The following is a 25,718-nucleotide window of genomic DNA, read 5'->3' as shown; positions in this document are numbered from 1 at the left end:
CAGCCACCAAGACCGTGCTCGTGTGCCAGGAGCCAGGGCGCAAACTCGGGTGCGGCGTGCGCGACATTCGCCCGGAGCGGCGCTGAACGCGAGGGGTTACGATGGTGTAGCCCCTTCTCCTCGTTGTCAGAATGCCTTAGGACGTGGCGAGGACGAGGGGTGAGATGGCAAAGCAGACCGTGAAGAAGCCGCCCGCACTCAAGGGCGTATCGGCAGCCGAACGGGCACTCGCGGTGTTGACCGCGTTCCGCCGCGGCGATGGCGCCTTGAGCCTGGCCGAGCTCGCGGAGCGCACGGGCCTCGTCAAGAGCACGATCCTGCGGCTGGCCGTGTCGCTGCAGCAATACCGGCTGCTCGCGCGCCTGCCTGACGGCTCGTACCGGCTCGATGCGGAGACCTTGCGCCTCGGCACGGCCTATCAGCAGGCGTTTCGTCTGGCCGACCACGTCATGCCGGTGCTCGAGCAGCTCGCGGCAAAAACCGGCGAGACCACGTCCTTCTATGTCCGCAATGGCGAGGAGCGGCTGTGTCTGTTCCGGGTGGAGAGCAGCAATCGTATCCGGATGACGGTGCAGCCGGGCGATACGCGTCCGATGGACAAATCTGCCATCGCGCAAACGCTGCGGCGGTATGAGTCCGGGCCGCCCGGGCCGGATGACGAGCTGCCGCTGTTCACCTCCGGCATGACGGATCCTCATGCGGCCGCTCTCGCCATGCCCGTCTTCGGCATCGGCGACTCCCTGATCGGGGCGTTGGCGATCTCGGGGCCGGTCAGCCGGCTCACGAGCGCGCGGGCGGAGCAGATCAAGCCGGCGCTGGTCGAGGCCGCAAGCAGGCTGACCCTGGCCTGCGGCGGAACTCCGTCCTCCGGCACGGCGAAAAGCGGACGCCGGCGAGTCGGTTCCGCGTAAAACGAAACGCGGTTTCGTTTCAGCTTGCGACGGCGGCTTCGGCGGGCGACAATCCTGTCGAACTCTATGTTCTGCCAAGCGCGTCCCAAAGGCCAGCCCATGACATTCTTCAGCCCGCCGCGCCGGATCGAGACCAGCATCTTCACGCGACTTCCTGACCATCTTCGCAAACCGCGCCGCACCGCCTGGGCCGATGCCAACCAAGGCGGACGCGAGATCGATTCCTTCCTCGAAGGGCCGTCCTTCGATCGGCAGGGGCGGCTCTACGTCACCGACATTCCCCATGGCCGCATCTTCCGCGTCAGCGCAGACGGGGGGTGGGAGCTGGTGTCCGAATATGATGGCTGGCCGAACGGCCTGAAGATCCACCGCGACGGCCGCGTGTTCATCACCGATTACAAGCGCGGGATCATGCTGCTCGATCCCGCCAGCGGCAACGTCACGCCATTCCTGGAGACGGCGGCGAGCGAGAGCTTCAAGGGCGTGAACGATCTCGTCTTCGCATCTTCAGGCAATCTCTATTTCACCGACCAGGGCCAGACCGGGATGCATGATCCGACGGGCCGGGTCTGGAAGCTCACGCCGGATGGCCGGCTCACCTGCCTCATCAACACGATCCCGAGCCCGAACGGCATCGTCGTCGATCCCGAGGAAAGCTTTCTGCTGGTCGCGGTGACGCGCGCCAACCAGATCTGGCGCGTGCCGCTGCCGGCGAGCGGCCTGACCACCAAGGTCGGCATCTTCTCGCATCTGCACGGCGGCCCGGGTGGTCCCGATGGACTGGCGCTCGATGACGGCGGCAACCTTCTGGTCTGCCACACCGGTTTCGGCTCGGTCTGGCGGTTGTCGCCGCTGGCCGAACCGCTCGACCGCATCGTCTCCTGCGCCGGCGTCGGGACCACCAATCTTGCCTTTGGCGGACCGCAGCGAAAGAGCCTCTTCATCACCGAGAGCCGTACTGGAACACTGCTCCGGGCCGAGCTCGAAACGCCGGGCCTGGCGATGTTCTCGCACGCCGATTAACGGCGGGAACCGGCGCCGTAACCAACGGCCGCCGCTTCACTTTCTCCTGGGCACACCCTCGTCCGGCGGACATGGACGCCGCTTTGGCTTTTCATGAAATGAAACGCCGTTGCAAAATGAATTGCAACGGCGTTCTGTTTTTGCTAAGGCGCCTCCCATGGCCGGGACAACACCGGCGCCCCCGGGAGGGAACCCATGGCAAGCGTCGCTGCCGCTTCAGTCCAACAGGGCTTCACAGCCGAGGAGGAGAAGATCCTCTCGAAGGTGCTGTGGCGGATCGTGCCCTTTCTGCTGCTCTGCTACATCGTCGCCTATCTCGACCGGGTCAACGTCGGCATCGCCAGCCTGACGATGAACGGCGATCTCGGCATCTCGCCGTCCGCATTCGGCTGGAGCGCCGGACTGTTCTTCTTCGGTTATTTCCTGGCGGAAGTGCCGAGCAACCTGGCCTTGCAGGCCGTCGGCGCCCGCAAATGGATCGCCCGCATCCTGATCACCTGGGGCCTGATCTCGGCAGCAACGGCGTTCGTGGTCGGCCCCGTCAGCTTCGGCGTGATGCGCTTCCTGCTCGGGCTTGGCGAGGCAGGCTTCACGCCCGGCGTGTTCCTCTATTTCACCTACTGGTTTCCGGCGCGCATCCGCGGCACGGCGACGGCGGCATTTCTGCTCGGCATCCCGATCGCGAACATCATCGGCGCACCGATCTCGAGCTCGCTGCTCACCCTCGATGGCCTCGGCGGCCTGCATGGCTGGCAGTGGCTCTTGATTCTCGAGGGCCTGCCGGCGACCCTCCTGGGAATCGTGTGCTTCTTCACGCTCACGGACAAGCCAGAGCAGGCCAAGTGGTTGAGCCCTGACGAGCGGCGTTGGCTCGCCGAGGTGCTGGCAGCAGAGCGCGAGGCCATTGCCACAAAACATCCCTCGCGGCTCAGGGACGCCTTCATCAATTGGCGGGTCCTCGTCTGCGCCGCCGTCAATTTCTGCGCCATCATCGGCTCGGTCGGTCTCGGGCTGTGGATGCCGCAGATCATCAAGGGCTTCGGCTTCGGCGTCGTGACCGTCGGCTTCATCGCCGCCATTCCCTATATCTGCGGCGCCATCACCATGATGCTGTGGGCGCGACTGTCGGACAACGGCGGCGAGCGCAGCTGGTTCGTGGCATCGGGCCTGCTCGTCGGCGCGGCCTCGCTGATCGTCTGCGGCTATGCGACATCGTCCGCGCTGATCTCGATCGTCGCGCTCTGCGGCGCCGTGATCGGCATCATGTGCTACCAGTCGACCTTCTGGCCGATCCCGTCGAGCTTCCTCACCGGCAGCGCCGCCGCCGGTGGCCTCGCGATCATCGTCTCGATCGGCAATCTCGGCGGCTTCGTCGGTCCTTATCTCATCGGCATGATCAAGCAGTCGACCGACAGCTTCTCCTGGGCCCTGATCTCGGTGGCCGCGTTTCTTGCCCTGGCCGCCATCCTGATCCGCCTGGTTGGCGCCAGTCTGCAGCGACAGGCCGGAACGGCTGACGGCCGCACCGGGCCCATCGCATCCCTCTCGAAAGGAATTTGAAATGAGCGAACGAAAGCAGTTCCGTCTCGGTCTGGTCGGTTATGGCGAGATCGGCAGCACGCTGGGCAAAGGGCTGCGCGAGGCCGGCCTGCAGCAGATTGTCTGCTATGACAAATACGCCTTCGACGGTCCGTATGCCGATCTGATCCAGGGCCGCGCCAGGGCCGCGGGCGTGACATTGGTCAGGTCCAATCGGGAATTGGCCGATGCGGCGGAGCTGATCTTCAGCGTCACGCCGGGCTCGAGGTCACTCGAAAGCGCTGATGCCTTCGCGCCTGTTCTCGATGGCCGCCACACCTTCCTCGACTTCGCCTCGGCCACGCCGAAGGTGAAATACGGCGTCGCCGAACGGCTCGCCGGCACCGGCGCCACACTCGGTGACGGCTCCATCATGGGCACGCCGAAGCACGGCTATGCGATGCACATGATGTCGAGCGGTCCTGCGGGGCAGCGCGTGGTCGACCTGCTGGTGCCCTGGGGCATGAGCATCGAATTCGTCGGCGAGAAACTCGGCACGGCCTCCGGCATCAAGATCCTGCGCTCCGTCCTGATCAAGGGCATCGAGGCGCTGATCGACGAGACGCTGCTGGCGGCCCGATCCTACGGCCTCGATGAGACGGTACTGGCCTCGGCCTCGAAGACGCTGACGCGTCCGTTCATGGACACGGTCGAGAGCCTGACACCGTCAGGCGTCATCCATGCCAAGCGACGTACCGAAGAGGTCGAGATGGCGGCCGAGGCGGTCGAGGATGCCGGCATCGAGCCATTGATGGCGCGCGCGACCGCGGCGCGGCTGCGCTGGAAGGACAGCCTCGGCCTGAAGGAGCATTTCAGGGGCGTCGTTCCCGGGAATTACAGGATCGCGATCGATGCGATCGCGGCCAAAATGCAGGCCAGCGCGAAAGCAGCCGAATAAACCAACACAAAAAGCAAAAAGGGAGAGAAACGTGACGGCTGCTCGAACGGACATCGACCCGATAGAGAAGGCGACGATGCGCAGGGTGATCCTGCGCCTCGTGCCGTTCCTGATGATCTGCTACTTCTTCGCACTGCTCGATCGCGTCAATGTCGGCTTCGCGGCGTTGCAGATGAACAAGGATCTCGGCCTCACGCCGGCGACGTTCGGCTTTGGCGCCAGCCTGTTCTTCGTCTCCTATTTCCTGGTGGAAGTCCCCAGCAACCTGGCGCTGCAGAAAGTCGGCGCTCGGCGCTGGATCGCCCGGATCATGATCACCTGGGGCCTGGTGACGGCGTGCATGGCGCTCGTCGTGGGGCCGTATTCGCTGTACGCGATGCGCTTCATCCTGGGCGCGGCGGAGGCCGGCTTCTTTCCCGGCGCGATCCTTTATCTGACCTACTGGCTGCCATCCGAATATCGCGCGCGCATCCTGGCGACCTTCACGGTCTCGATCCCGCTTGCGACCTTCCTGGGGTCACCGCTTTCCGTCGGCCTGCTCGAACTTGACGGCGTGCTTGGCCTGCGCGGCTGGCAGTGGCTGTTCATCCTGGAGGGATTGCCGACCGTTTTCCTCGGGCTCGCCTGCCTGTTCGTCCTGACCGACAGGCCCGAAGGCGCGGCCTGGCTGACCAATGAGCAGCGCGATTGGTTGACGGCCCGCATGGCGGCGGATGCAGCCGCGCGCAAGCCGGTCGGGCATCTCTCGCTCTGGCAGCTTGCCACCAATAAATATTTCCTGGTCATGGCCCTGGTCTGCTCCGGGGCGTCCGCCACCGGCAGCGTGCTGTCGGTCTGGCAACCGCAGCTGCTGAAATCGTTCGGCCTGTCGAATCTGCAAACCGGCTTCGTCAACGCGATCCCCTACGGCATTGCGACCGTGCTCATGGTGCTGTGGGGACGGCATTCGGACAAAACAGCCGAACGGCGCTGGCACACGGCCATTCCGCTGCTGTTCGCCGCCGGCGGCTTCACGGCATTGAGCCTGACCGGAACGGCAGTCGCGCCGACCATCGTCATGGTGACGTTCTGCCTGGTCGGCGCCTATGCCTTCAAGGGGCCGTTCTGGGCGCTGTCGGCGAGCTGGCTTTCGACCAGCACGCTCGCGGCCGGCCTCGCCGGCATCAACGCGATCTCCAATCTGATCGGCGGCGGCCTGATGGTGAACGTAGTCGGCCTCGTCAAGGAGCAGACGGGCAGCTTCGTGCTCGGGATGCTGCCGCTGGCCCTGCTGTGCGCCGTGGCGGCGACCTTGGTCCTCGTGCTCGGCCGCAACGTCGCGCGCGCGGCCGACATGGTGGCGGTGAAATCATGAGCGAGCACGGCAAGTCATCACAGCACGCCATCACCCGGCGCGGCGTTCTCGCCGGGGTGTTGGCCGCGAGCACGGGCGCCTGGGCCGGCGGCATCGAGCAGGCGGTGCCCAACAGCATGGGGTCGGCGCCGCCGCGCTTGAACGCGCCTGCGGATGCGTGCGATTGCCATCACCATATTTACGACCAACAGTTTCCTGTTTCGCCGCATTGGCACCAGGGCTTTCCGCCCGGTGCGACCGTCGCCGATTATCGAAATCTCCGGCGCCGGCTCGGCATCACCAGGAGTGTGGTGGTGCAGCCGTCGACCTACGGGGTCGATAACCGGTGTCTCGCGGACGCGCTGGGCCAGCTCGGCTCATCGTCGCGCGGCGTTGCCGTCGTCCATACCGATGTCGAGGAAGCAGAGCTGCGCGCGCTGGCCGAGGCCGGGGTCCGCGCCATCCGCGTCAATTTCGTGTCGCCGCAGAGCTGGGGCACGACAACGCCGCAGATGCTTGCCGCACTCGCCAGGCGCGTCGGCCCGCTGGGCTGGCACGTGCAGATCCTGATGACCGGCGACCAGATCGTCAATCATGAGAAAGTCATCCGGTCGCTCCCCACCAAGGTGGTGATCGACCATCTCGGGCGTATTCCCCAGCCAGATGGCCTCAAGCATCCTGCGTTCGCAGCTGTCCGCCGCATGCTCGATGAGGGCCGCACCTGGGTGAAGGTCACCGAGCCGTACGAAGACAGCAAGCTCGGTCCGCCCTATGCCGATTCCAGCGAGGTGGCGCGTGCCTACGTGCAGGCAGCGCCGGAGCGCATCCTGTGGGGTACGGACTGGCCGCATCCGACCCAGCGCGGCACCAAGCCTGACGATTCTTTGTTGCTCGATCTTCTCGCCGACTGGGCGCCGGACGAAAAGACGCGCCGGCGGATTCTGGTCGACAATCCCGCCGAACTGTTCGGATTCTAGAGCTCATCGCATATGGTTGCGCGATGCTGCGGCATCGGCACTGGGCTCCCTCTCCCGCAAGCGGGAGAGGCGAGAAACGAGGCTCTCAATCCACGCCTTCGCACTTCAGCTCGCGCAATTGCTTGTCCACCCAGGAGGCGTCGTGGGTGCCGGCCTCGATATTGGCCATCTGCTTCTGCTCGGCCTCGAACTTCGCGGTGGCCGCCTTGAACACCGGCTCGGTCTGATCGAACGGCACGCAGAGCAGGCCGTCATCGTCGCCGATGATGAGGTCGCCGGGCTCGATCACCATGCCGTCGATCGCGATCGCAACGTTGATTTCGCCGGGCCCGTTCTTGTAGGGGCCGCGATGCGTCACGCCGGCCGCGAAAACCGGAAATGTCTGGCCGCGGATGAAGCCGGCGTCGCGGATCGCGCCGTTGATGACGAGGCCGGCCACACCGCGCTTGACCATCTGCATCAACATCATCTCGCCGGTAATGGCGTTGGTGAGATCGCCGCCGGCATCGACGACGATGACGTCGCCGGGCTCGGCCAGCGCGATCGCCTTGTGCACCATGAGATTGTCGCCCGGCGCCGTCTTGACCGTCAGCGCGGGACCCGCGAGCCCGCCACTCCTATGCATGGGGCGAAGCCGCGCACCGCCGGCCGTCAGGCGCGACATGCTGTCGCTGACATTGGCGACCGGTAGCTGCGCGAAACGCTCGACCACCTCAGTGCCGATCTTCCTGGTGCGCTTCAAGATTCTGAATCCGACGGGCATGAACGGTTCTCCAAATTGGTTCAAATTTATAGAACGCCGTTTCATTATTCGCAATGCGCGTCATCGATCGCTTGGCACGCCGCGCGAATTGCCGAGTTGGGCCGGTGGGACGATCGAATGACGGGCGGCAAAATCGATCAGGGCGCCGCGCGCGGGACTGTCCGGCTGCAGCAAGCCCCTGTGCGTGCCGAACAAGGTCACGGCCACTTCGATCTCGCCCTGCCAGTTCGTGATCGCGGACGAGATCGCGACCAGGCCCGGAATGTAGCGTCCGTCGACATAGGCAATGCGTTCGCGCCGGATCTTCATCGTCACGGCCTCCACACTTGCCATGTCGGGATTGAGATCCGGCCAGCTGACGCCGACGGAGGCGGCACGCTCGAGTTCGTTTTGCAGCCGCACGGCCAGTTGCGCCGCCGGCAGATAGGAGAGGAAGACGCGTCCGGTCGCGGAGTCCAGCAAGGGAAACGTGCTGCCAAGACCAATCGACGTGGTCGTCAGATGTGGGCCCCGCTCCAGTCTGACCACGGTCGGGCCGTTGTGACTCCAGACAGCGAGCAGCGCGGCATGCCCTGTCGTCGCGGCCAATTCCTCGAGCTCGTCGGAGGCGCGGACGACGAAATTGTTCCGGCTGATGGCCGCGACCCCCAGTTCGGCGGCTTCGCGGCCGAGGTCATAGCGGCCGGACCGCTCCTTCTGCACGGCAAGGCCGGCATGAATGAAGCTCGCCAGATAGCGATGCACCTTGCTCGGCGGCATGCCGGCTTCGCGCGCGATGTCCGATAGCGTCGCCGGACCATCGAAGGACCTGAGGACTCGCAGGACCGAAAGTGCGGCGTCGAGAGCCTGGATACCGCCGGGGGCCGTCCCGCCGCTCTCGTCGTCAGTCTCTTTCGCCCGCGTCCGTTTCATCTCAACATGTCCTTGAACTCCTGCGGCACGCTCGCACCGCGGAGTTCGCCCGTATCAGTGACAGCGGCCCAGGCGCGCTGTTCGAAGCCGCTCGCAATCTGCACGTTTCCGCTCGACAGCTTGTAGTCGATTCGAAACCGCCGCTCTTGCCACTCGGCCACCTCTGCACGGATCACCAGCTCGTCGTCGTAGCGGGCAGGCCCCATGAACTGGGCCCCGACATTGACCAGCGGCGTGACGCTGCCAAAGCGCCGCTTGAGCTCCCGCTGGCTCAATCCGCGGTGACGCAGCCAGCGCTGCCAGGTGCAGTCAAACCAGTAGAAGTAGTTGGGATAAAAGACGATTCCGGCTTCGTCGCAATCGCCCCATTCGATCGTGAAAGCTGTCTCGAACATCCAAGGACCCTCCCGGCAAGCCTGTCGGCGCGAAGCCTAAACGCGTCGCGTCCATTCCTCATAAGAAAAATGATTCCTCAATGTGCAAGAAATATGTTGCATCAGGTGAAATCTATTGCATAATAGGAAAAATAGAAGCGGACAACAAACGCAACAGGGAAGGGAAGGTCATGCGGCTCAGTCGCATTGCGGTGATGGGAGGAGGTCCTGCGGGCCTGTATTTCGCCGCCCTCTGGAAGCGTCGGCATCCCGAGGCCGATGTCGATGTCTTCGAGCAGAATCCCGAGGGAGCAACCTGGGGATTTGGTGTCGTCTTCTCCGACAAGGCGCTCGACTTCCTTCGCGCCGATGATCCTGACACGGCCGAGGCCGTTGCGGCCCGCATGGAGACGTGGCGCGACATCACGCTCGTCCATCGCGGCGAACGCATCGTGCTCGACGGTGTCGGCTTCTCCGCGGTCGGGCGGCTCGATTTCATCACGCAATTGACCGAGCGCGCGCGATCCGCCGGCGCAAATCTGCACTTCGGCAAGCTCGTGCGTTCCGTCGACGAGCTCGCGGGATACGATCTGATCGTCGCCGCCGACGGCGTCAACTCGCTGGTGCGACGGAGCTACGAGGGCGACTTCAACACGTCGCTTTCCTATGACGACAACAAGTTCGCCTGGTACGGCACCACCAAGCGCTTCGAAACGCTGACCCAGACCTTCGTCGAAACCGAGTTCGGCTGTTTCAACGCCCATCACTATCGCTATTCACCGACGATGAGCACCTTCATCGTGGAGTGCGATCGTGCAACCTGGCTCCGCGCCGGCTTTGCCGAGAAGACCGAGGAAGAGAGCAGGGCGCTTTGCCAGAAGGTGTTCGCCGATACGCTCGAAGGGCATCCTCTCGTCGGCAACAAATCGGTCTGGCGCAATTTTCCCTGGCTGTGGAACGACCGCTGGTCGCACCGCAACATGGTGCTCGTCGGCGACGCGCTCCACACTGCGCATTTCTCGATCGGATCGGGCACGCGCCTCGCCCTCGAGGACGTCATTGCCCTTGTCAACGCGCTGGACGGCGAACCGCGCAATCTCCGCCATGCGCTGGAGCATTACGAAGCCACGCGCCGCCCGGTGGTGGAGAAGCTGGTCAAGGCCGCAAGGACCAGCGCGGCCTGGTACCAGCGCTTTGCCGAACACATGAAGCTGGCTCCGCTGGATTTCGGCTACAGCTACATTACCCGTTCCGGCCGGATCGACGACAGCCAGCTCCGCGCGATGTCACCGCGCTTCATGGCGCGTTACGACGCCGGTTCATTGGTCCCCAGCACGTAGCGATGATGAGGAGCGCTGCCATGACGGACGGAATCGACCAAACGCTCTCGAATGCGATCGTGGACCATGTGCCTGATGATGCGCCCTGCGCGCAGGAGATCGGCTTCGATATTGCCGAGCGCTACAACGCCAGCGAAATCCTGTTCGGCAATCTCGGCGCCGGCCGCGCCGACAAGGTCGCGATCTACACCGCGGCCGGCAACACCAGCTATGGCGAGTTGTGTGCCAGGGCCGCCCAATGCGGCAACGCGCTTCGCTCGCTCGGGCTTCGCCGCGGTGACCGCGTGCTCCTCCTGCTGAACGACACAGCGTCCTATCCCGCGGCGTTCTTCGGCGCGGTCCGTGCCGGCTTCGTGCCGATGCTGATCAACACGTTGTCGCCCAAGGACCTCATCGGCTTTTACCTGCAGGACTCGGCCGCGCCGGTCGCGGTCGTCGACGCCGAATATGCTGCCCTGTTCGACCGGGAGACGGTCGCAGCAACGCAGCTGCATACGTTGGTCGTGCTCAACGGCGAGGTCGCGGTCGAGTCCCCGGTCAAGGTTCTGGGCGGTGACCATTGGTTCGACCAGTTTCCTTCAGAGCTGGATGCTGCGCCGACGTCCCGCGACGACATGGCGTTCTGGATGTACTCCTCGGGCAGCACCGGCCGGCCGAAGGGCATCGTGCATCTGCAGCACGACATGGCCTACACGGCCGACAGTTTCGGCCGTCACATCCTGGCAATCGAAGAGAGCGATATCTGCTTCTCGGTGCCAAAAATCTTCTTCGCCTACGGGTTCGGCAACTCGATCACGTTCCCGTTCTCGGTCGGCGCCAGCACGATCCTGCTCGCCGGGCGGCCCGAGCCGGGCGCCGTCCTGGACCTGATCGAGCGGTTCAAGCCGACACTTTTCTTCGGCCTGCCGACGCTCTACAACGCGCTGCTGCATCATCCGCGCATCGAAACTGCCGATCTGTCGAGCGTGCGCCTCAGCCTGTCGGCCGCCGAAGTGCTGTCGCAGGACATCTTCAGCGACTGGAAGCGACGCTTCGGGCTCGAGATCGTCGAAGGGCTCGGATCGACCGAAGTGTTGCACATCTATCTGTCGAACACGCGCGCGCAGAGGAAGACCGGCACCGCGGGCAAGCGCGTTCCCGGCTATGAGATTCGCCTGACCTCGCCCGAAGGGCAGCCCGTCGCGCAAGGCGAAGAAGGCGTGATGTGGGTCCGCGGTCACTCCAACGCGCCGTGCTACTGGAACAGGCCTGACAAGACCGCGCAGACCATGCGCGAGGCGGGATGGATCTGGACCGGCGACAGGCTCGTCGAGGATGCCGACGGCTTCTTCACCTTCGTCGGCCGCGTCGACGACCTCATCAAGGTGAGCGGCCAGTGGATCTACCCGGTCGAGATCGAGCTCTGCCTGTCGGAGCATCCCGCGGTCCGGGAATGCGCGGTCCTGGGCCTCGAGCTTCCCGACCGCCGCATGACCACGAAAGCGTTCGTGATCCTTCGGGACGGTCATGCGGCGAGCGAGACGTTGACGCGGGAGCTGCAGGATCACGTCAAGTCGAAGCTGCTTCCCTACAAATATCCGCGCCTGATCGAATACCGGTCCGAACTGCCGAAGACGGGAACGGGCAAGATCGACCGGCAGAAGCTGCGCAGCGCCCCGCTGGTGGCCTGAACGGGCCTCCTCCTTCTCTCAAAGTCTCCTGAAGGTCACAGCCTAGAAACCCACGCTCACTGGAGTTCGTGATGTCCGCTGCTGATGTTGTAGACGTTACCGAGGCTATCGAAGAGGCGCGGTTCGGACGCCTCCAGCTTCTGATCCTGGTTCTTTGCGCATGGATCGCGCTGCTCGACGGTTTCGACACGCAGGCGATCGCCTATGTCGCACCTGTGATCGCCGAGAAATGGGGGATCGCCATGGCCGGCTTCGGTCCGATCTTCGGCGCGGGCCTCGCCGGCCTAGCCGTCGGTGCATTCGTCCTCAGCCCGGCGGCCGACCGGTTCGGCCGCCGGAGCGTGATCCTGCTGTCCGTGCTGCTGTTCGGGATGTTCGCACTCGTCACGGCGCGTGCGACCACGCTGAACGAGCTCTTGGTCTACCGTTTCCTGACCGGCCTTGGCCTCGGCGGCGCCATGCCCAACATCGTCGCTCTGACCAGCGAATACGCGCCGAAACGGATGCGCGCGCTGCTCATCGCCATCATGTTCTGCGGCTTTCCGCTGGGCTCGACCATCGGCGGCCTGATCAGCGCGCCTCTGATCGGAGCGTTCGGCTGGCAGGCGGTTTTCGTCGTCGGCGGCGTGCTTCCGCTTCTCACCCTGATCGCGCTGTTCGCCTGGCTGCCCGAGTCGATCCGCTATCTCCTGACGCGCGAGGTCGCAGATATCAGGGTTGCGACATTGCTCGCAAGGCTTGATCCTGATATCTCGGCGACCGCGGCGAGCCGCTACGTCGTGCATGGTTCGCAAGGATCGGGCTTCCAAGGATCTGGCTTCCCCGTGACGAAGCTCCTCGCCGAAGGCCGCGCATCCATGACGGTCCTGCTCTGGATCGCGTTCTTCATGAACCTGCTCGTCATGTACTTCCTCGTGAACTGGATGCCCTCGCTGCTCAAGGCGAGCGGCCTGCCCCTCAACATCGCGATCCTCTCGACGGCGGTGCTGAATGCCGGGGGCGTCGTCGGCGCGATCGTCCTCGGCCGCTTCGTCGACCGGCTCGATCCCTATCTGGTGCTCGGCGGCGCCTATCTGGCTTCGGCCCTCTTCATCGCGGGGATTGCCTTCGGATCGACCAGTGTCTGGACGTTGATGATCTCGACCTTCCTCGCCGGCTTCGGCGTGGTCGGTGCGCAGATCGGCATGAACGCGCTGGCCGCCGGCCTTTACCCGACCGAGATCCGCTCCACCGGCGTGGGCTGGGCGCTGGGTGTCGGCCGCATCGGCTCGATCATCGGCCCGGTCGCGGGCGGCGTGCTGCTCGGCTTCGGATGGGACGCGCAGTCCGTCGTCCTGACCGCGGCGGTGCCGGCGGTGCTGGCGGGCCTTGCGGTGATCGCGCTGCGCCGACGCGAGCCGTCGCTCAAGCTCGTGCCGTCGGCGGCGACACTCCATCACTAACAGCGAGACAGACCATGTCCCATCAAGCCATCATGGCGCCCACCGCCGACACGCCAGAGCGCCGGGCGTTCTACGACAAGATCGACAAGAGAAACCTGACGGCCCTGTGGCTGTCGCTGGCCGATCTGGTCACGCCGGAGCCGAGAAGCGCGTGCCGCCCTGCATCCTGGCGCTTCGACGAGATCCGCGCCTACATGCTCGAGGCCGGCAGTCTCATCACTGCGAAGGAGGCGGAGCGGCGGGTTCTCGTGCTCGAAAATCCCGGTCTTCGCGGCCAGTCGAAGATCACGACGGATCTCTACGCCGGCGTGCAGCTGGTGATGCCGGGCGAGGTTGCGCCGGCGCACCGCCATACGCAATCCGCTTTACGGTTCATCCTCGAGGGTGAGGGCGCCTACACCGCGGTCAACGGCGAACGCACCATCATGCATGAGGGCGATTTCATCATCACCCCACCCTGGGCCTGGCACGATCACGGCAACCCCGGCTCGAAGCCGGTGTTCTGGCTGGATGGTCTCGACATCCCCGTCATTCAGATGCTGGATGCATCCTTCGCCGAGCATCTCGACGTCGACGAGCAGCCGATCACGAGGCCCGTCGGCGACAGCGACGCCCGCTATGGCCACAATTTGCTGCCGGTCGATCACAGGGGAGGTGGCGGCACCTCGCCGGTGTTCAACTATCCCTATGCACGCACGCGCGAACAGCTCGAACGCTTGCGGCGCGCCGCCGCCTGGGATCCCTGCCACGGACTCAAGATGCGCTACACCAATCCGATCACGGGCAATCACGCCATGGCCACCATGGCGACTTTCATCCAGCTGCTGACGAAGGGCTTTTCCACCGCCGCCTACCGCTCGACGGATGCCACCGTGTTCGTGCCGATCGAGGGCAAGGGCCGCAGCGTCATCTCGTCTCGGACAGGCGAGGACATCGTGGTCGACTGGAGCAAGCGCGACATCTTCGTCGTTCCGTCCTGGCATCGCGTGCGTCATGAGGCGATCGGCGGCGACGCCGTGATCTTCTCCTATTCCGACCGACCCATTCAGGAAGCTCTGCATCTGTTCCGAGAGGACCGTGGCAATGCCTGACACCATCTCTCACCCCGACTTCGTTCTGCCTGTGCCGCCGCAAGCCTCCGTTGCCGTCCATCGTTCCCTGGCGCGCTTTCCGGTGCGCCGGATCATCTGCGTCGGTCGCAACTACGCGGCGCACGCCCGCGAGATGGGGCGCGATCCCGACCGCGAGCCGCCGTTCTTCTTCATGAAGCCCGCCGACACGGTCGTCGACGACGGCACGACGGTTCCTTATCCGCCGCAGACCAGCAACTTCCACTACGAGATCGAACTGATCGTCGCGATCGGGCAGGGCGGCACGGACATCCCCACGGGGCGCGCGCTCGATCATGTCTGGGGCTATGGCGTCGGCATCGATCTGACCCGTCGCGATCTCCAGCTTCAGGCCCGCGAGCAGGGCCGTCCCTGGGACTGGGGCAAGGGTTTCGATCTCTCGGCGCCAATCGCGCCGCTGCGACCGGTCTCGGACGTCGGCCATCCCAACGCCGGGCGCATCTGGCTTGCCGTCGACGGCACGCTCAAGCAGGATTCCGACATCTCAAAGCTGATCTGGCCTGTGTCTGATATCATCTCGATCTGCTCGCAGTCGATGGCGATCAAGCCCGGTGACATCATCATGACGGGAACGCCGGAAGGCGTCGGCCCCGTGCGGCGAGGCCAGGTGATGACAGGAGGAATCGAGGGGCTGGGCGAAATCAGGATACCCGTCAGATAGGATTGTCGGGGCGGAAGAGCGGACCTTCGATCGGTGGTCGACGATGCAAGCGCAGCACCGGCGCGCGTCGACCTGCGCTCTTTCACCTTAAGTTGTTGTAAATGGTCATGGACTATCTGGGTGGCATGCCCGTACTTGTCATGCCCTCCAGTCGCGCCGCTCTTTCAGACAGGGAATTCTCCGCAACAGAACGCGTCGGCGGGCCGTATCCGCCGTCCGCCTTAAGGCGGTGGTCGTGATGGTTGCTCTGGACACGAACGCGGGCGCGGTCATGCGCCGGCCGATCGGCACGCCAACGATGCCGTTGGTTGTCGGCGGCTTTGTCATCCTGACCATCCTGCTGTTCTGGCCATGGCTCGGGCATTTGTCGTCGGCGCTGATCGGGCCGGAAGAAGACAATATGCAGGATTTCTGGAACAGTTGGCACGCGGCAACAGCCCACGGCTGGCGCGACTTTCTGTTCACGAACCAGATCCGCTACCCCGAGGGTACATCGCTCAGCTATCACGGTTTTGCCTGGCCGCAGGTCGCAGCCGTGATGCTGCTTGGCCAGATATTCGGCACCAGCCTTACCGATCTGATCCTCTTCCAAAATTTGACGTTGCTGGCGTCTTTTCCGCTTTCTGCTGCGGCGATGTTCCTGCTGGCACGGCATCTCCTGGGCGAGCGCGCGGGATGCGATGCGGGGGCGGTGTTGGCCGGCTTCGTCTTTGCCTTCAACCCCTGGCACGTGGCGCAAGTGATGCACCACGCTCATGTCGCGACGATCGAATTCCTGCCGCTGTTTGTGCTGTTTTATCTGAGGTCAGTCGAAGAGCGGAATTACCTCCATCTCGCCGCGGCAAGCGCGATGATGGCGCTCAGCGCGCTGTCATGCTGGTATTATCTGTTCTACGCGTTCTACTTCATGGCTTTTGATCTTGTGTTTCGATGCAACCGGGATCGGAAATGGCCGGACAAATGGCAGCTGGCTGCGCCGATGCTTTGCGTGATCGGCAGCATTCTCTTGCTTTCGCCGTGGCTGATACCGATGATCATCGCCCGCGGTCCCACCAATGCAGGCACCAACGCGTTCGTCGCCGATCTTTTTGCCTTGGTCGTCTTTCCACCCAGCCATTTTCTGGCTCGGCTCGGGGAGAGCCTCTATGCCCGCCTGACCGGCAATCCCTGGGAGGCCACGGTTTATCTGGGCCTCGCCAATCTCGCGGTGCTGGCCTGGGCGTTCGCCTGCAGAACGGAGACCGACAGGCGGATCATGCACTACGCGCTGGCCGGGATGCTGTTCTTTCTCGTGCTTGCCGCGGGCGAGACGCTGCACATCGCAGGGCGTCCTTCCGGGCTGCCTCTGCCCTATTTCATCCTGGCCAAGCTGCCTTTCTTCGCGAATGTGCGCACGCCTGCCCGTGCCGTTGTCATGGTCTACATGTTCCTGGGGCTCGGCCTGGCACAAGCTTGCGTGATTGCTGCCCGCCGGGTCGGCATCAGGCAACGCGCTTGCATGGCGCTTGCCGCGATTGCGATCCTGTTCGACTTCTTTCCGATGAACCTCGCCGCGACATCGATACGCTGCTCGCCCGCGCTCGCTGCGATCGCCGGCGATTCCGACAGCTTCGGCGTACTGGATCTGCCGCGCGGCTACATTGCGGGAAACATCGCCATGGCACTGTCGGTCTGCCATGGTCATCCTATCGTTGCCGGCGAAACATCACGCAAATTGGCTGTCACCCTGGCCGATCAACTCGAGACCGGCAATCTTGCTGCCCAGCAGCGTCAACTCGCAGCAGCACATGTCAAATATATCGTGCTGCGCCGCTCCACGGGCCACTCCTTCGTCTGGAACGAGACTGACGGCAGTGTTGACGACTATCTGCGAACCTACCGGCAGGTCAGCTCGGACGACGACGCGATCGTCTTGCGCGTCTATTAAGGTGCCATGCCAGGTCTGACATAGACGCTTTCGTAGACGCCGGTGTGGGCCTCTTTCCACCCGCGTTTTCCTACCAGAAACCGCCTGAGTTCTTCATGTCCCCTGAGCCATAGCACGGCGTCGATGTGATATTTTTCGAGCACGTCGTCCCAGGTGTTTTCGTCGATCTCCCAGTGAACCAGCCTGAAGTAATCTCGCAACAGTTCGTCGGGATAGGCGGTGGCCGCCCGTCCGTCCACAAACAGGGGGACCGTTCCATGAGTCAGGAGGATCAAATATCCTCCGACGTTCCAGTGATTGAGCACCCGCGCATGCGAAAGATGCGTTTGCAGATATTCGGCGTCCTGCTCCGACATCATCTCGGGTAACGCCAGAGCGGGCCTGATCTGAATGAATGTCAGAGGGAGCACACATGCGCCAAGAATCGCCGCGCTCACGAGCGCCCGCTGAATTTGCAGCTGAGGCAACTGCCTGGGGATCATCCGATCGAGGTGCAGAGCCATCGGGATGGTCGAGAAGATGAAGAAAAAGGACATGTATCGAAATTGATGGAGGCCGAGGGCCAGGAAGACCCAGGACAGAATGCGTGCCTCCGTGCGGATTTCCGTCGACGCTCCGTAGCGCAATTCGAGCGCAACAAACGCGACAATGTAGACCATTCCGGGAATGCTGCCCGGGATTTCGATGTTGTGAGAGTACGGAAGCCACTCGCCGATATTGCCTTGGACGAAGTGTCCCAAGGTCGCGGTCACACCCTCATAGATTTGCCAGCCCAATGGATTGACGAAGGTCACGGCAAAGCAACCCAGCCCCGCCAGCATTATGGCTTTGAACCTTCTCAAGTCGCGGCGCCATAGGGCCCCTGCGCCAAAGACTGCGAGGATCATGAAGCCCAGCACGAACCCTCCGTGCAGGTTGACCCACAACATCATCATCAAGGGCAACAGCCACAGCTTGGTCGACCGCAGGCATTCCCGGTAGAAAACGACGCTGAACAGCATTGTCGAAACGTTCGGAGATGCTGCCAGGTATGTATTGGGAGCAGCCTCATAGGCCGGGTACAAAAGGCCTGTTGCGAAAGTCGCGACGCAGACGGCGAGCGCCGAAGCCCCGGTCTCCAGGCAGGCTGACGTCAGATACCGAATGATCAGCGCGCCGCACACGACAACCAGGCCGACGAGACCGCCGTAGCCGGCATACTTGAAAATCAAGCTGGCGATAACATCCCATAACCAGGAGAGGTTGAACCATTGCTTGGTCCCGAGCGTGAACGACCAGGGGTCCTGGAACGGAACGTGCGCTTCGCTTCTGATCAACTCACCGGCGGCCAGGTGCCAGCCGAGGTCGTAGTGACTCAAGATGAGTGACGCGTTGGACAGGTAGAATACGCTCAAGAGCGAGATCAGGAAGACGTACGTTCCCAACGTCGATGACGGCGTTGCTCCGGATGGTTCAGCAAGATTCTGCAGCATCCGGACATTCCGATCGGTCATTCCAAAACATAGGTCGGAGGTGCGTCGGCGGTCCGCCGTTGGTTGTCGTCCATTCCCTCACAGCCTAGCGGCGAATAATCTAAGGTAGAATGAAGGTCGATTGTGCAATCGAGGTTCCGCAAGCAGAAGGAAGAGATGGTTAATGCCAGGTATCGGTCTGGAGCGATGGTCCGATGCCCGGTCTTGTCAGAACGCAACGTTGACGCTGGTTTCGCAGGTTTTGACCATGGCTGCCGCCAGCAGCGACCGCGCCGCTGCAACGGCGTCCGGTGCTAGCCGCCCCATCGCGCAAACGGATTGTGACCTGGTTCTGGCTGATCATCGTAATGCGGGAGCGGCTGAGGGTGGGCCGGCCCTGCTGGTGAATAGGCCCAGGCCCCGGCGGGCCCTCTCGTCAAGGCCCGGGCCGAGTGAGCAGTTGCATGATGCCGGTGTCCCTGGGCTGCCATGGCGGCGCCGACAGGCGCACACAGGAAAATCAAAAGACTGAGGATCAGACCTGATCGCATGGTCGTCGCTCCGGCGGACTTGCGGTGAACCATCAAGTGAGCCTCGGTCGATGTCCACGCAATCCGTCATCGCCCGGCGGCGGGTCACATCCGCGGCATCATGATCGGGTTGACGGTGGAATTCGTGCGAATCTGTAAGCCCATACTGGATGAGCCCGCGTCGCCGCGCTGGGCGACCGCTCTACAAAGGCCCAGCCTTGCAGAGGCGACACTCAAGATCTTGAGGTCTTCCGATGGGCCGGCCGGTGTCCGTCAGGGGTGCTGCCGAATATTTGTGCCAGAGGGCGTGCCTACGGTCTGTATCGGTTCACCGGGAGCGCGGTCGAGCGGTGGGTGTGGCCGCGCCAGCCCGACCGTTCCGGGAGGCGTGTCATTGCTGGACGGACGAGTATTGACGCGCTCCAACGTAATTGCCGATGCGGCGACAATGGCGATGGCAAGGGCGATCGTGGATAGGGCTAAGGCTGCTCGATCATTCGGGTCCATCGTCAGACCTCCGCGCTCCATAGATAACGCCGGGTCGTCGATTTGGTTCTTGCTCAGGGGCAGTCCAGCACTGTCGCGGTCATCCGATCGGCCTCTCCTAAGGTCTGGCCTCAGCGCCCGAGCGCCACCGACGCCTGGATCGTCCAATCGGCGATGGGAATGTCCTGTCCTGAACGGACGACGCAAATCCTGTCGAAGCTGATGGTGCGGCCGGCGAGACGCTGCCCGAATTCGACTGATGCCGGCGCCTTCACCCTTTCCGGCAGGTTGCCATAGAGCAGCGAGACATGCGGCATGAAGCGTCCGGCTTCCTGCGGATCGAGGCGTCGCTTCAGCCCGAAGAGCGGCACGGAGACGGCGAAGCGCGCGTAGAAGGCGCGGAAGAACGCCTGCGTCGTCTCGATCCCGGTGATCGGCTCGGTGAAGGGCTGCATTGCTGCGGCTGCTGCCCGCGCGTCGTCGTGGAGCTGCTCGAACGTTGCATTGGTGTCGCCGCGCAACGTCAGATGCGGCGCAAAAGTCGGCGTGCCGAAGCGCGCCGCAAGCTCACCGATGAGCGAAGCGAGAAACGCATCGTCTTCGGGGCACGGCATCAGCCAGAGCGATCGGATCTCGACGGTCATCGCAAGTCATAAATCTGTTGCACGAGCGAGCTAGGGGTCGGTATGTTTATTCCACGCTGATCGCAGAATGGAAGAACAATTCCATCTGAACAAATCGGGCAGCGTGGAGGAGCGGAAGGTGCGGGCGGGCTCGCAAGCTATGTCGGGTGTCGGCGCGGCAATCGAGGTGCGCGGCCTGCACGTCGCCTATGGCGGCACCAAGGTGCTTCACGGCGTCGATCTCGATTTCGCGCCGGGGTCTTTCACGGCGTTGCTGGGCTCCTCCGGCTGCGGCAAGACCACGCTGCTGCGCGCGCTCTCCGGATTTGTGCCGGTCTTGTCCGGCTCGATCGCCGTCGGCGGCAAGGACGTCGCGGGTCTGCCGCCCGAGAAGCGCGGCATGGCGATGGTGTTCCAGTCCTATGCGCTCTGGCCGCATATGACGGTGCTCCAGAATGTAGGCTACGGCCTGAAGCTGCGCGGGGCGTCCAAGCGCGACATCGCCGCCAAGGTGTCCTCGCTGCTGGCGATGCTGGGGCTCGCCGGCTACGAAGATCGCAAGGTCACGGCGATGTCGGGCGGGCAGCGCCAGCGTGTGGCGCTGGGACGCGCGCTTGCGGTCGACCCCGGCATCCTGCTGCTGGACGAGCCGCTCTCGAACCTCGACGCCAAGATCCGCATGACGATGCGCCACGAGATCCGCGCCATCCAGCAGCGGCTCGGCGTCACCACAATCCATGTCACGCATGACCGCGAGGAGGCGATGACGATGGCCGACAGGCTGGTCATCATGAATGCCGGCCGCATCGCACAGATCGGCACGCCCGAGGAGGTCTACGACCGGCCGAACAGCGCCTTCGTCGCCAATTTCATGGGCGCCGAGAACGTCCTGCCCCTGCATGTCGTCACCGGTGCGGGCCGGACCACGATCACGGCTGGCGAGGCGCGCCACGTGCTCCCCCGTGAACGCGACCTTGCCCTGCCGGCGGGCGAAGCACTCGCTTATTTCCGCGACGACGCAGCCAGTCTGGATGCCCCCGACGCCGCACCGGGCGAGGATCTGGTGGTGCCGGGTCGCATTGCGGCGCGCAGCTATCCGGGTGGGCTCTACCGCTACAGGGTCGAGGCCGCCGGCCGTCAGCTGACCGTGGATCACACCATCAGGCATGAACCCGGCGCGGCCGTCGGCCTCCGTATCCCGCTTTCACGCCTTCACATCTTCCCGGCCGCACCGGCCTCCATACAGGCCTCCATCCCTGCGTGAGTCCTTCCAACGATCCGACACGGAGCCAGACCATGCGCCTTCTCACGATCGCCACCTCGCTCGCCGCGCTGATCGCGGCTTCGCCGCTCGCAGCGCAAACGCTCAACGTCGCCTCCGCGGGCGATCAGAACATGGTCGATTACGTCAAGGATTACCTTGCTCCGATGTTCGAGAAGGCTCATCCGGGCGTCAAGATCGTCGCTGTCGGCACCGGGCCGGGCGATGCCGGCTCGCAGAAGATTTACGAGAAGCTCAACGCCCAGAAAGGCGCGACCGCATCCGATTTCGATGTGGTGGTGATCCACCAGAAGGCCGCCGGCCAGATGGTCAGGGAAGGCCTGCTCGACAAATATTCGGCCAATGTCGATACTGCCAGGCTCGCCACGGGCGATTCGTCCAAGAACGCGCTCGGCACCGACGTGAGCGGCTACGTCATCCCGATGTTCCAGTCGCAGACCGCGCTCGCTTACAATGCCGACATGGTCAAGACGCCGCCGGCAACCTTCGCCGAACTCGCCGATTGGGCCAAAAAGAATCCGAAGCAGTTCGGCTATAACGGCATCAAGGGTGGCATGTCGGGCGTCGCCTTCGTCGCCGGCTGGGTCTACGCATTCGGCGGCGATGCCGACAGGCTGATGAAAGGTCCCTACGACGCCGCCACCAAGGCCAATTGGGACAAGGCCTTCGCGGATCTGAAGGCCTTCAACGCCGTTGCGACCATCACCCCCGGCAATGCCGGCACGCTTGACATGTTGAACCGCGGCGAGATCGCGATCGGCCCGGTCTGGGTCGACATGTTCTATTCGTGGCAGGCCGACGGCAAGCTGCCGCCGAACATGAAGCTGAAGCTGATCTCGCCCGGCATGCCCGGCCAGCCGATGTATTATTCGATTCCCGAGAAATCGGCACAGAAGAAGCTGGCCGAGGCCTTCATTGCGCTGGCAACCTCGCCGCAAGTCCAGGCCGACGGCATCGTCAAGAAGTTCAACTGGTATCCCGGCATCGACGCCAGGAACCTTGAAGGCAAGCTCGACAAGGCCGCCTGGGACAAGCTCTTCAGCGACGTGACGCCGGCAGAGCTCGCCAGCAACGGCAAGCCCTTTCCGATAGCGCCCTACTTCAACGACATCCTCGAGGGCTACGAGAAGAAGGTCGCGAATTGAGGTTGGTTGCGGCGCGCCGCTGTCGGCAGGTTCGATGTCCATCTCCCAACGCCAGCTCGCTCTGCTGCTCATCGCGCCTGGCCTCGCGCTGGTGGCGGCGCTGTTTCTCTATCCGCTGAGCTTCTCGCTGATTTCGGCCTTCACCGGGCCGAACGGAGGTTTCTCGCTGGATGCCTTTCGAAAGGCCTGGGAGCTCTATTCCGGCGACATACTCTTCACCGTCGTGATCGTGCTCGTTTCCTGCTCCTTCACAGGGCTCGCCGCCATCGTCATCGCCGGTACGCTGACGCTGGGCGAGAACCGTCTGATCGTTGGCACGCTGAAAGCGCTCTATCGCTGGCCGCTCTTCATCCCGTTCATCGTCGCGGCACAATGCATGCGCACCTTCCTCGCCAAGAACGGGCTGATGAACAATTCCTTCGTCGCCATGGGGCTCATGGAGCCGCTCCAGGCGGTCAGCTTCCTCGACTGGCGCGGCATCATCGCCACCTTTGTCTGGAAGCAGACGCCCTTCGTTGCCCTGCTGCTCGCGGGCGCGCTCGCCGCGATCGACCGCGCGACGCTGGAGGCGGGCCGCAATCTTGGGGCCTCTCGCTTGCGCGTGCTGGTCGAGCTCGCCTTGCCTCAGGTGATGCCGCAGCTGCTCGTGGCGCTGGTGCTGTCGTTCGTGACGATGCTCTCGGTGCTGTCGGTACCGATGATGGTGGCGGGATCGCAGCCCACCTTGCTGACCGTCGACATGGCCTTCCGCATCAACGCCTATGGCGATTACGCCACGGCGAATGCGCTCGGCGTCATCACCTATCTGCTCTCGGCCGGCGCTGCGATCATCTATCTGAAGCGCGGCATGGCGAAGGAGGGCGTGCCATGATGCGCCTGGCATCCTCGTTGCGCACGGTGCTGGCCGCGTTCCTGCTCGCGGCCTTTGCCTTCGTCCTGATCGGCCCGCTCGCCAACCTCGCGCTGTGGTCCGTGGCCGAGCGCTGGTACACGCCCTATAAGCTGCCGGTGAGCTACGGCACGCGCTATTGGGAGCAGGTCTTCCGCCCCACGGGCGATGCCATGGCCTCGCTCGGCACATCGGTCTTTATCGCGGTGCTGACGGTCGTCGTCGCGCTCGCGCTCTCGATCCCGGCCGGCTACGCGCTGGCGCGCTTGAGGCTGCCGGCGCGCGCCTTGTTCATGGTTGTGTTCCTGCTGCCGCAGGCCTTTCCGTCGGTCGCGATCTACATCAACGTCGCCCGCGTCTTCTACCAGCTCGGCATCAACGGCACGGTCCTCGGCGTGGTGCTCGTCCATGCCGCGCACGGGCTGGTCTATTCGGTCTGGATCGCGGCCGCCGCCTTCGGCGCGGTCGACAGGGATCTGGAGCTGGCGGCGCGCAACATCGGCGCCTCGCCGCTCAAGACGTTTGTCTCGGTGACGCTGCCGCTGGCCGCGCCCGGCATCGTCGCCAGCGGCATCTTTGTCTTCCTGGAATCGCTCGACGAGTTCACCGGCACCTTCTTCGTCGGCGTGCCGCAGGTCAGGACCCTGCCGCTGCTGCTCTACAATGCGGCGATGGGCGGCAACTACCAGGTTGCCTCGATCACGGCGCTGATCCTGCTCGTGCCCTCGGTGCTGTTCATGCTCTTCATCGAGCGCTTCCTGCGCGCCGACGTGCTGGCCAAGGTGGGCGCCTGAAAGGGCGAAGCGACAAACGCGGAACGCGTTTGAGCGGAGATCATGCCTAAAGCGCGAACAGATGAGACTCGATTAGTCCCCCCGACGGAGGTGCATTCCCTCCCCCCTTGTGGGGGAGGGTAGGGAGGGGGGTAGCCCAGGAAAAGGTGTTGGTTGTTGATAATTTACCTAGAGGGCGCGATGGAAAGAGTCCCCGAGTGCCACCCCCTCCCTGACCCTCCCCCACAAGGGGGGAGGGAACGGAGACAGCGCTGCGGTTGGTCAAACTCGATTCAAGCTGAACCCGCTCTAAATCGACGATTCATCCTGATCTTATCGCGCTTGATCCCGATCCCTGGCGAGCTCTGCAAACACCCGCCGGAGATTGCCGTCGCCGTCCTTCAGAATGGTCTCCGCTTCGGCCCTGTCGACGCCCAGCGCCAGAAGCACCGCCATCTTGACGTTACCTTCGGCCTGCTCCAGCGCGCGTGCCGCGTGCGATGGATCGCGCTCGGCGATTTGCGCCACCATGGCTTCGGCGCGCCGCTTCAGCTTGGCATTGGTCGGCTGCATGTTCACCATCATGCCGCGATACACCCGGCCAAGACGCAGCATGATCCCCGAGGAGATCAGGTTGAGCACGACCTTCTGCGCCGTGCCCGCCTTCATCCGCGTCGAGCCGGCGATCAGCTCGCGGCCGGTCTCGATCAGGATCGGAAACTTGGCCGATGCCAGCAGCACAGTGCCGGGATTGTTGGCGACACCGATCGTCACTGCACCGCAGGAGCCTGCCTGCTGCAGCGCCGCTACGGTGAACGGCGTCGTGCCGCTGGCGGCGACCGCGATCACCACATCGTGCGGCGTGAGCCGCGCGGCGTTGATCTGCGCGACCGCATCGTCGATGTCATCCTCCGCGCCCTCGATGCTGGTGACGAAGGCACTGTCTCCGCCGGCGACGATGAAGCGGACGCGCTCTTTGGGCCAGGCGAAGGTCGGCGTCAGCTCGGCGCCGTCCTGGACCGCCACGCGCCCCGAGGTGCCGGCGCCGACATAGACAAGGCGACCCTGATCGCCCAGCGCGGTCTTGGCCGCTTCGGTCGCCGCGGTGATCGAGGGCAGGGCATGACCGATTGCGGCAATCGCCGCAAGCTGGCCCTCCCACATCGCTTCCATCGCCGACGCCAGCGGCCAGGCATCAAGGTCGGCAAATCTGGGATCGACGTCTTCGGTTGCCATATTGCTGATCCCAGCCTCAAACGCGGAACTTCGGAGCCTGTTCATGGTCAGTTTCTCTCTCCTGGGCAGGTCCAGGCAGGTCAGAGCGGCAGCGGGTTCCGCGGCCATCGATGCCGAGATGCCTGGTACCTTATGTTCCCATGGGACCTTAACGCGAGGATTTGGCTCCGGGTCCCTGAAACTGCTGTGTGCTGGAGATGGGGCGGGAGGTGCCTTACTGGTGCGTGACCGCGTTTCTCGGATCAGCGCCGATCGGCCAAGCCGGATCTCTCGATAGCGGTCGATCGTGGAGTGCACTTCAGGGGTGCAGTCCAGCACTGTCACCGTAATTTCCGTAATTTCGATCACCGAACCTTATGGTGGG

At 63.9% G+C, this 25,718-nt stretch carries 22 protein-coding genes; 16 read left to right on the top strand and 6 right to left on the bottom strand.

Features of this window, described 5'->3' with window-relative positions:
- Positions 1 to 164 precede the first annotated feature (164 nt).
- The 6 genes from HYH07_RS06345 to HYH07_RS06320 all read left to right on the top strand — a co-directional run bounded on the left by HYH07_RS06345 (position 165) and on the right by HYH07_RS06320 (position 6,720).
- Positions 165 to 911, top strand: coding sequence for an IclR family transcriptional regulator (locus HYH07_RS06345; protein WP_220001673.1), 747 nt, complete (start codon positions 165 to 167; stop codon positions 909 to 911).
- A gap of 99 nt (positions 912 to 1,010) precedes the next feature.
- Complete coding sequence (locus tag HYH07_RS06340; RefSeq protein WP_220001672.1) at positions 1,011 to 1,934, top strand: SMP-30/gluconolactonase/LRE family protein; 924 nt, start codon at positions 1,011 to 1,013, stop codon at positions 1,932 to 1,934.
- 195 nt (positions 1,935 to 2,129) lie between these two features.
- A complete protein-coding gene (locus HYH07_RS06335) occupies positions 2,130 to 3,494 on the top strand; it encodes an MFS transporter (RefSeq protein ID WP_220001671.1) in 1,365 nt (454 codons plus the stop codon).
- A 1-nt stretch (position 3,495) separates the two neighbouring features.
- Complete coding sequence (locus tag HYH07_RS06330; RefSeq protein ID WP_220001670.1) at positions 3,496 to 4,410, top strand: DUF1932 domain-containing protein; 915 nt, start codon at positions 3,496 to 3,498, stop codon at positions 4,408 to 4,410.
- A 31-nt stretch (positions 4,411 to 4,441) separates the two neighbouring features.
- The gene (locus tag HYH07_RS06325) at positions 4,442 to 5,764 is read left to right on the top strand and encodes an MFS transporter (RefSeq protein WP_312016649.1); all 1,323 of its coding nucleotides are present in this window, start codon (positions 4,442 to 4,444) and stop codon (positions 5,762 to 5,764) included.
- On the top strand, positions 5,761 to 6,720 hold the full coding sequence (locus HYH07_RS06320; RefSeq protein WP_220001669.1) for an amidohydrolase family protein: 960 nt from the start codon (positions 5,761 to 5,763) through the stop codon (positions 6,718 to 6,720). The genes HYH07_RS06325 and HYH07_RS06320 overlap by 4 nt, the downstream gene beginning before the upstream one ends.
- Before the next feature lie 85 nt (positions 6,721 to 6,805).
- Here the strand turns inward: HYH07_RS06320 and HYH07_RS06315 are convergent, their stop codons facing one another.
- Genes HYH07_RS06315 through HYH07_RS06305 form a run of 3 tightly spaced genes read right to left on the bottom strand, consistent with a single transcriptional unit; the run spans position 6,806 to position 8,790 of the window.
- A complete protein-coding gene (locus HYH07_RS06315) occupies positions 6,806 to 7,483 on the bottom strand; it encodes an RraA family protein (RefSeq protein WP_220001668.1) in 678 nt (225 codons plus the stop codon).
- A gap of 60 nt (positions 7,484 to 7,543) precedes the next feature.
- Positions 7,544 to 8,395, bottom strand: coding sequence for an IclR family transcriptional regulator (locus HYH07_RS06310; RefSeq protein ID WP_220001667.1), 852 nt, complete (start codon positions 8,393 to 8,395; stop codon positions 7,544 to 7,546).
- Complete coding sequence (locus HYH07_RS06305; RefSeq protein ID WP_220001666.1) at positions 8,392 to 8,790, bottom strand: thioesterase family protein; 399 nt, start codon at positions 8,788 to 8,790, stop codon at positions 8,392 to 8,394. The genes HYH07_RS06310 and HYH07_RS06305 overlap by 4 nt, the downstream gene beginning before the upstream one ends.
- A gap of 170 nt (positions 8,791 to 8,960) precedes the next feature.
- On the opposite strand from HYH07_RS06305, the gene HYH07_RS06300 reads away from it, so the two are divergent.
- The 6 genes from HYH07_RS06300 to HYH07_RS06275 all read left to right on the top strand — a co-directional run bounded on the left by HYH07_RS06300 (position 8,961) and on the right by HYH07_RS06275 (position 16,939).
- Positions 8,961 to 10,109 (top strand): FAD-dependent monooxygenase, encoded by a 1,149-nt coding sequence (locus tag HYH07_RS06300; protein ID WP_220001769.1) that lies wholly within the window; start codon positions 8,961 to 8,963, stop codon positions 10,107 to 10,109.
- 20 nt (positions 10,110 to 10,129) lie between these two features.
- Positions 10,130 to 11,779 carry a benzoate-CoA ligase family protein gene (locus HYH07_RS06295; protein WP_220001665.1) on the top strand — a complete coding sequence of 550 codons (1,650 nt, stop codon included), beginning with the start codon at positions 10,130 to 10,132 and terminating at the stop codon, positions 11,777 to 11,779.
- A gap of 71 nt (positions 11,780 to 11,850) precedes the next feature.
- Positions 11,851 to 13,221: an MFS transporter gene (locus HYH07_RS06290; RefSeq protein WP_220001664.1), complete on the top strand. Its 1,371-nt coding sequence runs from the start codon at positions 11,851 to 11,853 to the stop codon at positions 13,219 to 13,221.
- Between the two features lie 14 nt (positions 13,222 to 13,235).
- Positions 13,236 to 14,312: a gentisate 1,2-dioxygenase gene (gtdA, locus tag HYH07_RS06285; protein WP_228749271.1), complete on the top strand. Its 1,077-nt coding sequence runs from the start codon at positions 13,236 to 13,238 to the stop codon at positions 14,310 to 14,312.
- A complete protein-coding gene (locus HYH07_RS06280) occupies positions 14,305 to 15,012 on the top strand; it encodes a fumarylacetoacetate hydrolase family protein (protein ID WP_220001663.1) in 708 nt (235 codons plus the stop codon). Before gtdA ends, HYH07_RS06280 begins: the two co-directional genes overlap by 8 nt.
- 271 nt (positions 15,013 to 15,283) lie before the next feature.
- Positions 15,284 to 16,939 carry a hypothetical protein gene (locus tag HYH07_RS06275; RefSeq protein ID WP_220001662.1) on the top strand — a complete coding sequence of 552 codons (1,656 nt, stop codon included), beginning with the start codon at positions 15,284 to 15,286 and terminating at the stop codon, positions 16,937 to 16,939.
- Here the strand turns inward: HYH07_RS06275 and HYH07_RS06270 are convergent.
- Both HYH07_RS06270 and HYH07_RS06265 read right to left on the bottom strand, forming a co-directional pair.
- Complete coding sequence (locus HYH07_RS06270) at positions 16,936 to 18,411, bottom strand: hypothetical protein (protein ID WP_220001661.1); 1,476 nt, start codon at positions 18,409 to 18,411, stop codon at positions 16,936 to 16,938. The two genes, HYH07_RS06275 and HYH07_RS06270, sit on opposite strands and share 4 nt — an antisense overlap.
- A 1,126-nt stretch (positions 18,412 to 19,537) precedes the next feature.
- Positions 19,538 to 20,050: a 2'-5' RNA ligase family protein gene (locus HYH07_RS06265; protein ID WP_220001660.1), complete on the bottom strand. Its 513-nt coding sequence runs from the start codon at positions 20,048 to 20,050 to the stop codon at positions 19,538 to 19,540.
- Positions 20,051 to 20,117: 67 nt separating this feature from the next.
- Between HYH07_RS06265 and HYH07_RS06260 the strand changes: the two genes are divergently transcribed.
- From HYH07_RS06260 to HYH07_RS06245, 4 genes are read left to right on the top strand one after another with little or no spacing between them, the layout of a single operon-like run.
- The gene (locus HYH07_RS06260; RefSeq protein WP_228749270.1) at positions 20,118 to 21,293 is read left to right on the top strand and encodes an ABC transporter ATP-binding protein; all 1,176 of its coding nucleotides are present in this window, start codon (positions 20,118 to 20,120) and stop codon (positions 21,291 to 21,293) included.
- A 32-nt stretch (positions 21,294 to 21,325) separates the two neighbouring features.
- Positions 21,326 to 22,456, top strand: coding sequence for an extracellular solute-binding protein (locus HYH07_RS06255; RefSeq protein WP_220001659.1), 1,131 nt, complete (start codon positions 21,326 to 21,328; stop codon positions 22,454 to 22,456).
- A gap of 34 nt (positions 22,457 to 22,490) precedes the next feature.
- Positions 22,491 to 23,327 carry an ABC transporter permease gene (locus HYH07_RS06250; protein ID WP_220001658.1) on the top strand — a complete coding sequence of 279 codons (837 nt, stop codon included), beginning with the start codon at positions 22,491 to 22,493 and terminating at the stop codon, positions 23,325 to 23,327.
- Positions 23,327 to 24,139: an ABC transporter permease gene (locus tag HYH07_RS06245; protein WP_220001766.1), complete on the top strand. Its 813-nt coding sequence runs from the start codon at positions 23,327 to 23,329 to the stop codon at positions 24,137 to 24,139. The genes HYH07_RS06250 and HYH07_RS06245 overlap by 1 nt, the downstream gene beginning before the upstream one ends.
- A 312-nt stretch (positions 24,140 to 24,451) precedes the next feature.
- On the opposite strand, the gene HYH07_RS06240 is transcribed toward HYH07_RS06245, so the two are convergent.
- Positions 24,452 to 25,399 carry an N-acetylmuramic acid 6-phosphate etherase gene (locus HYH07_RS06240; protein WP_220001657.1) on the bottom strand — a complete coding sequence of 316 codons (948 nt, stop codon included), beginning with the start codon at positions 25,397 to 25,399 and terminating at the stop codon, positions 24,452 to 24,454.
- Between the last annotated feature and the right edge of the window lie 319 nt (positions 25,400 to 25,718).

The organism is Bradyrhizobium sp. BR 10261 (assembly GCF_019455395.1).
Lineage (GTDB): Bacteria > Pseudomonadota > Alphaproteobacteria > Rhizobiales > Xanthobacteraceae > Bradyrhizobium > Bradyrhizobium manausense.
This window is presented reverse-complemented; position numbering and strand designations above follow the sequence as displayed.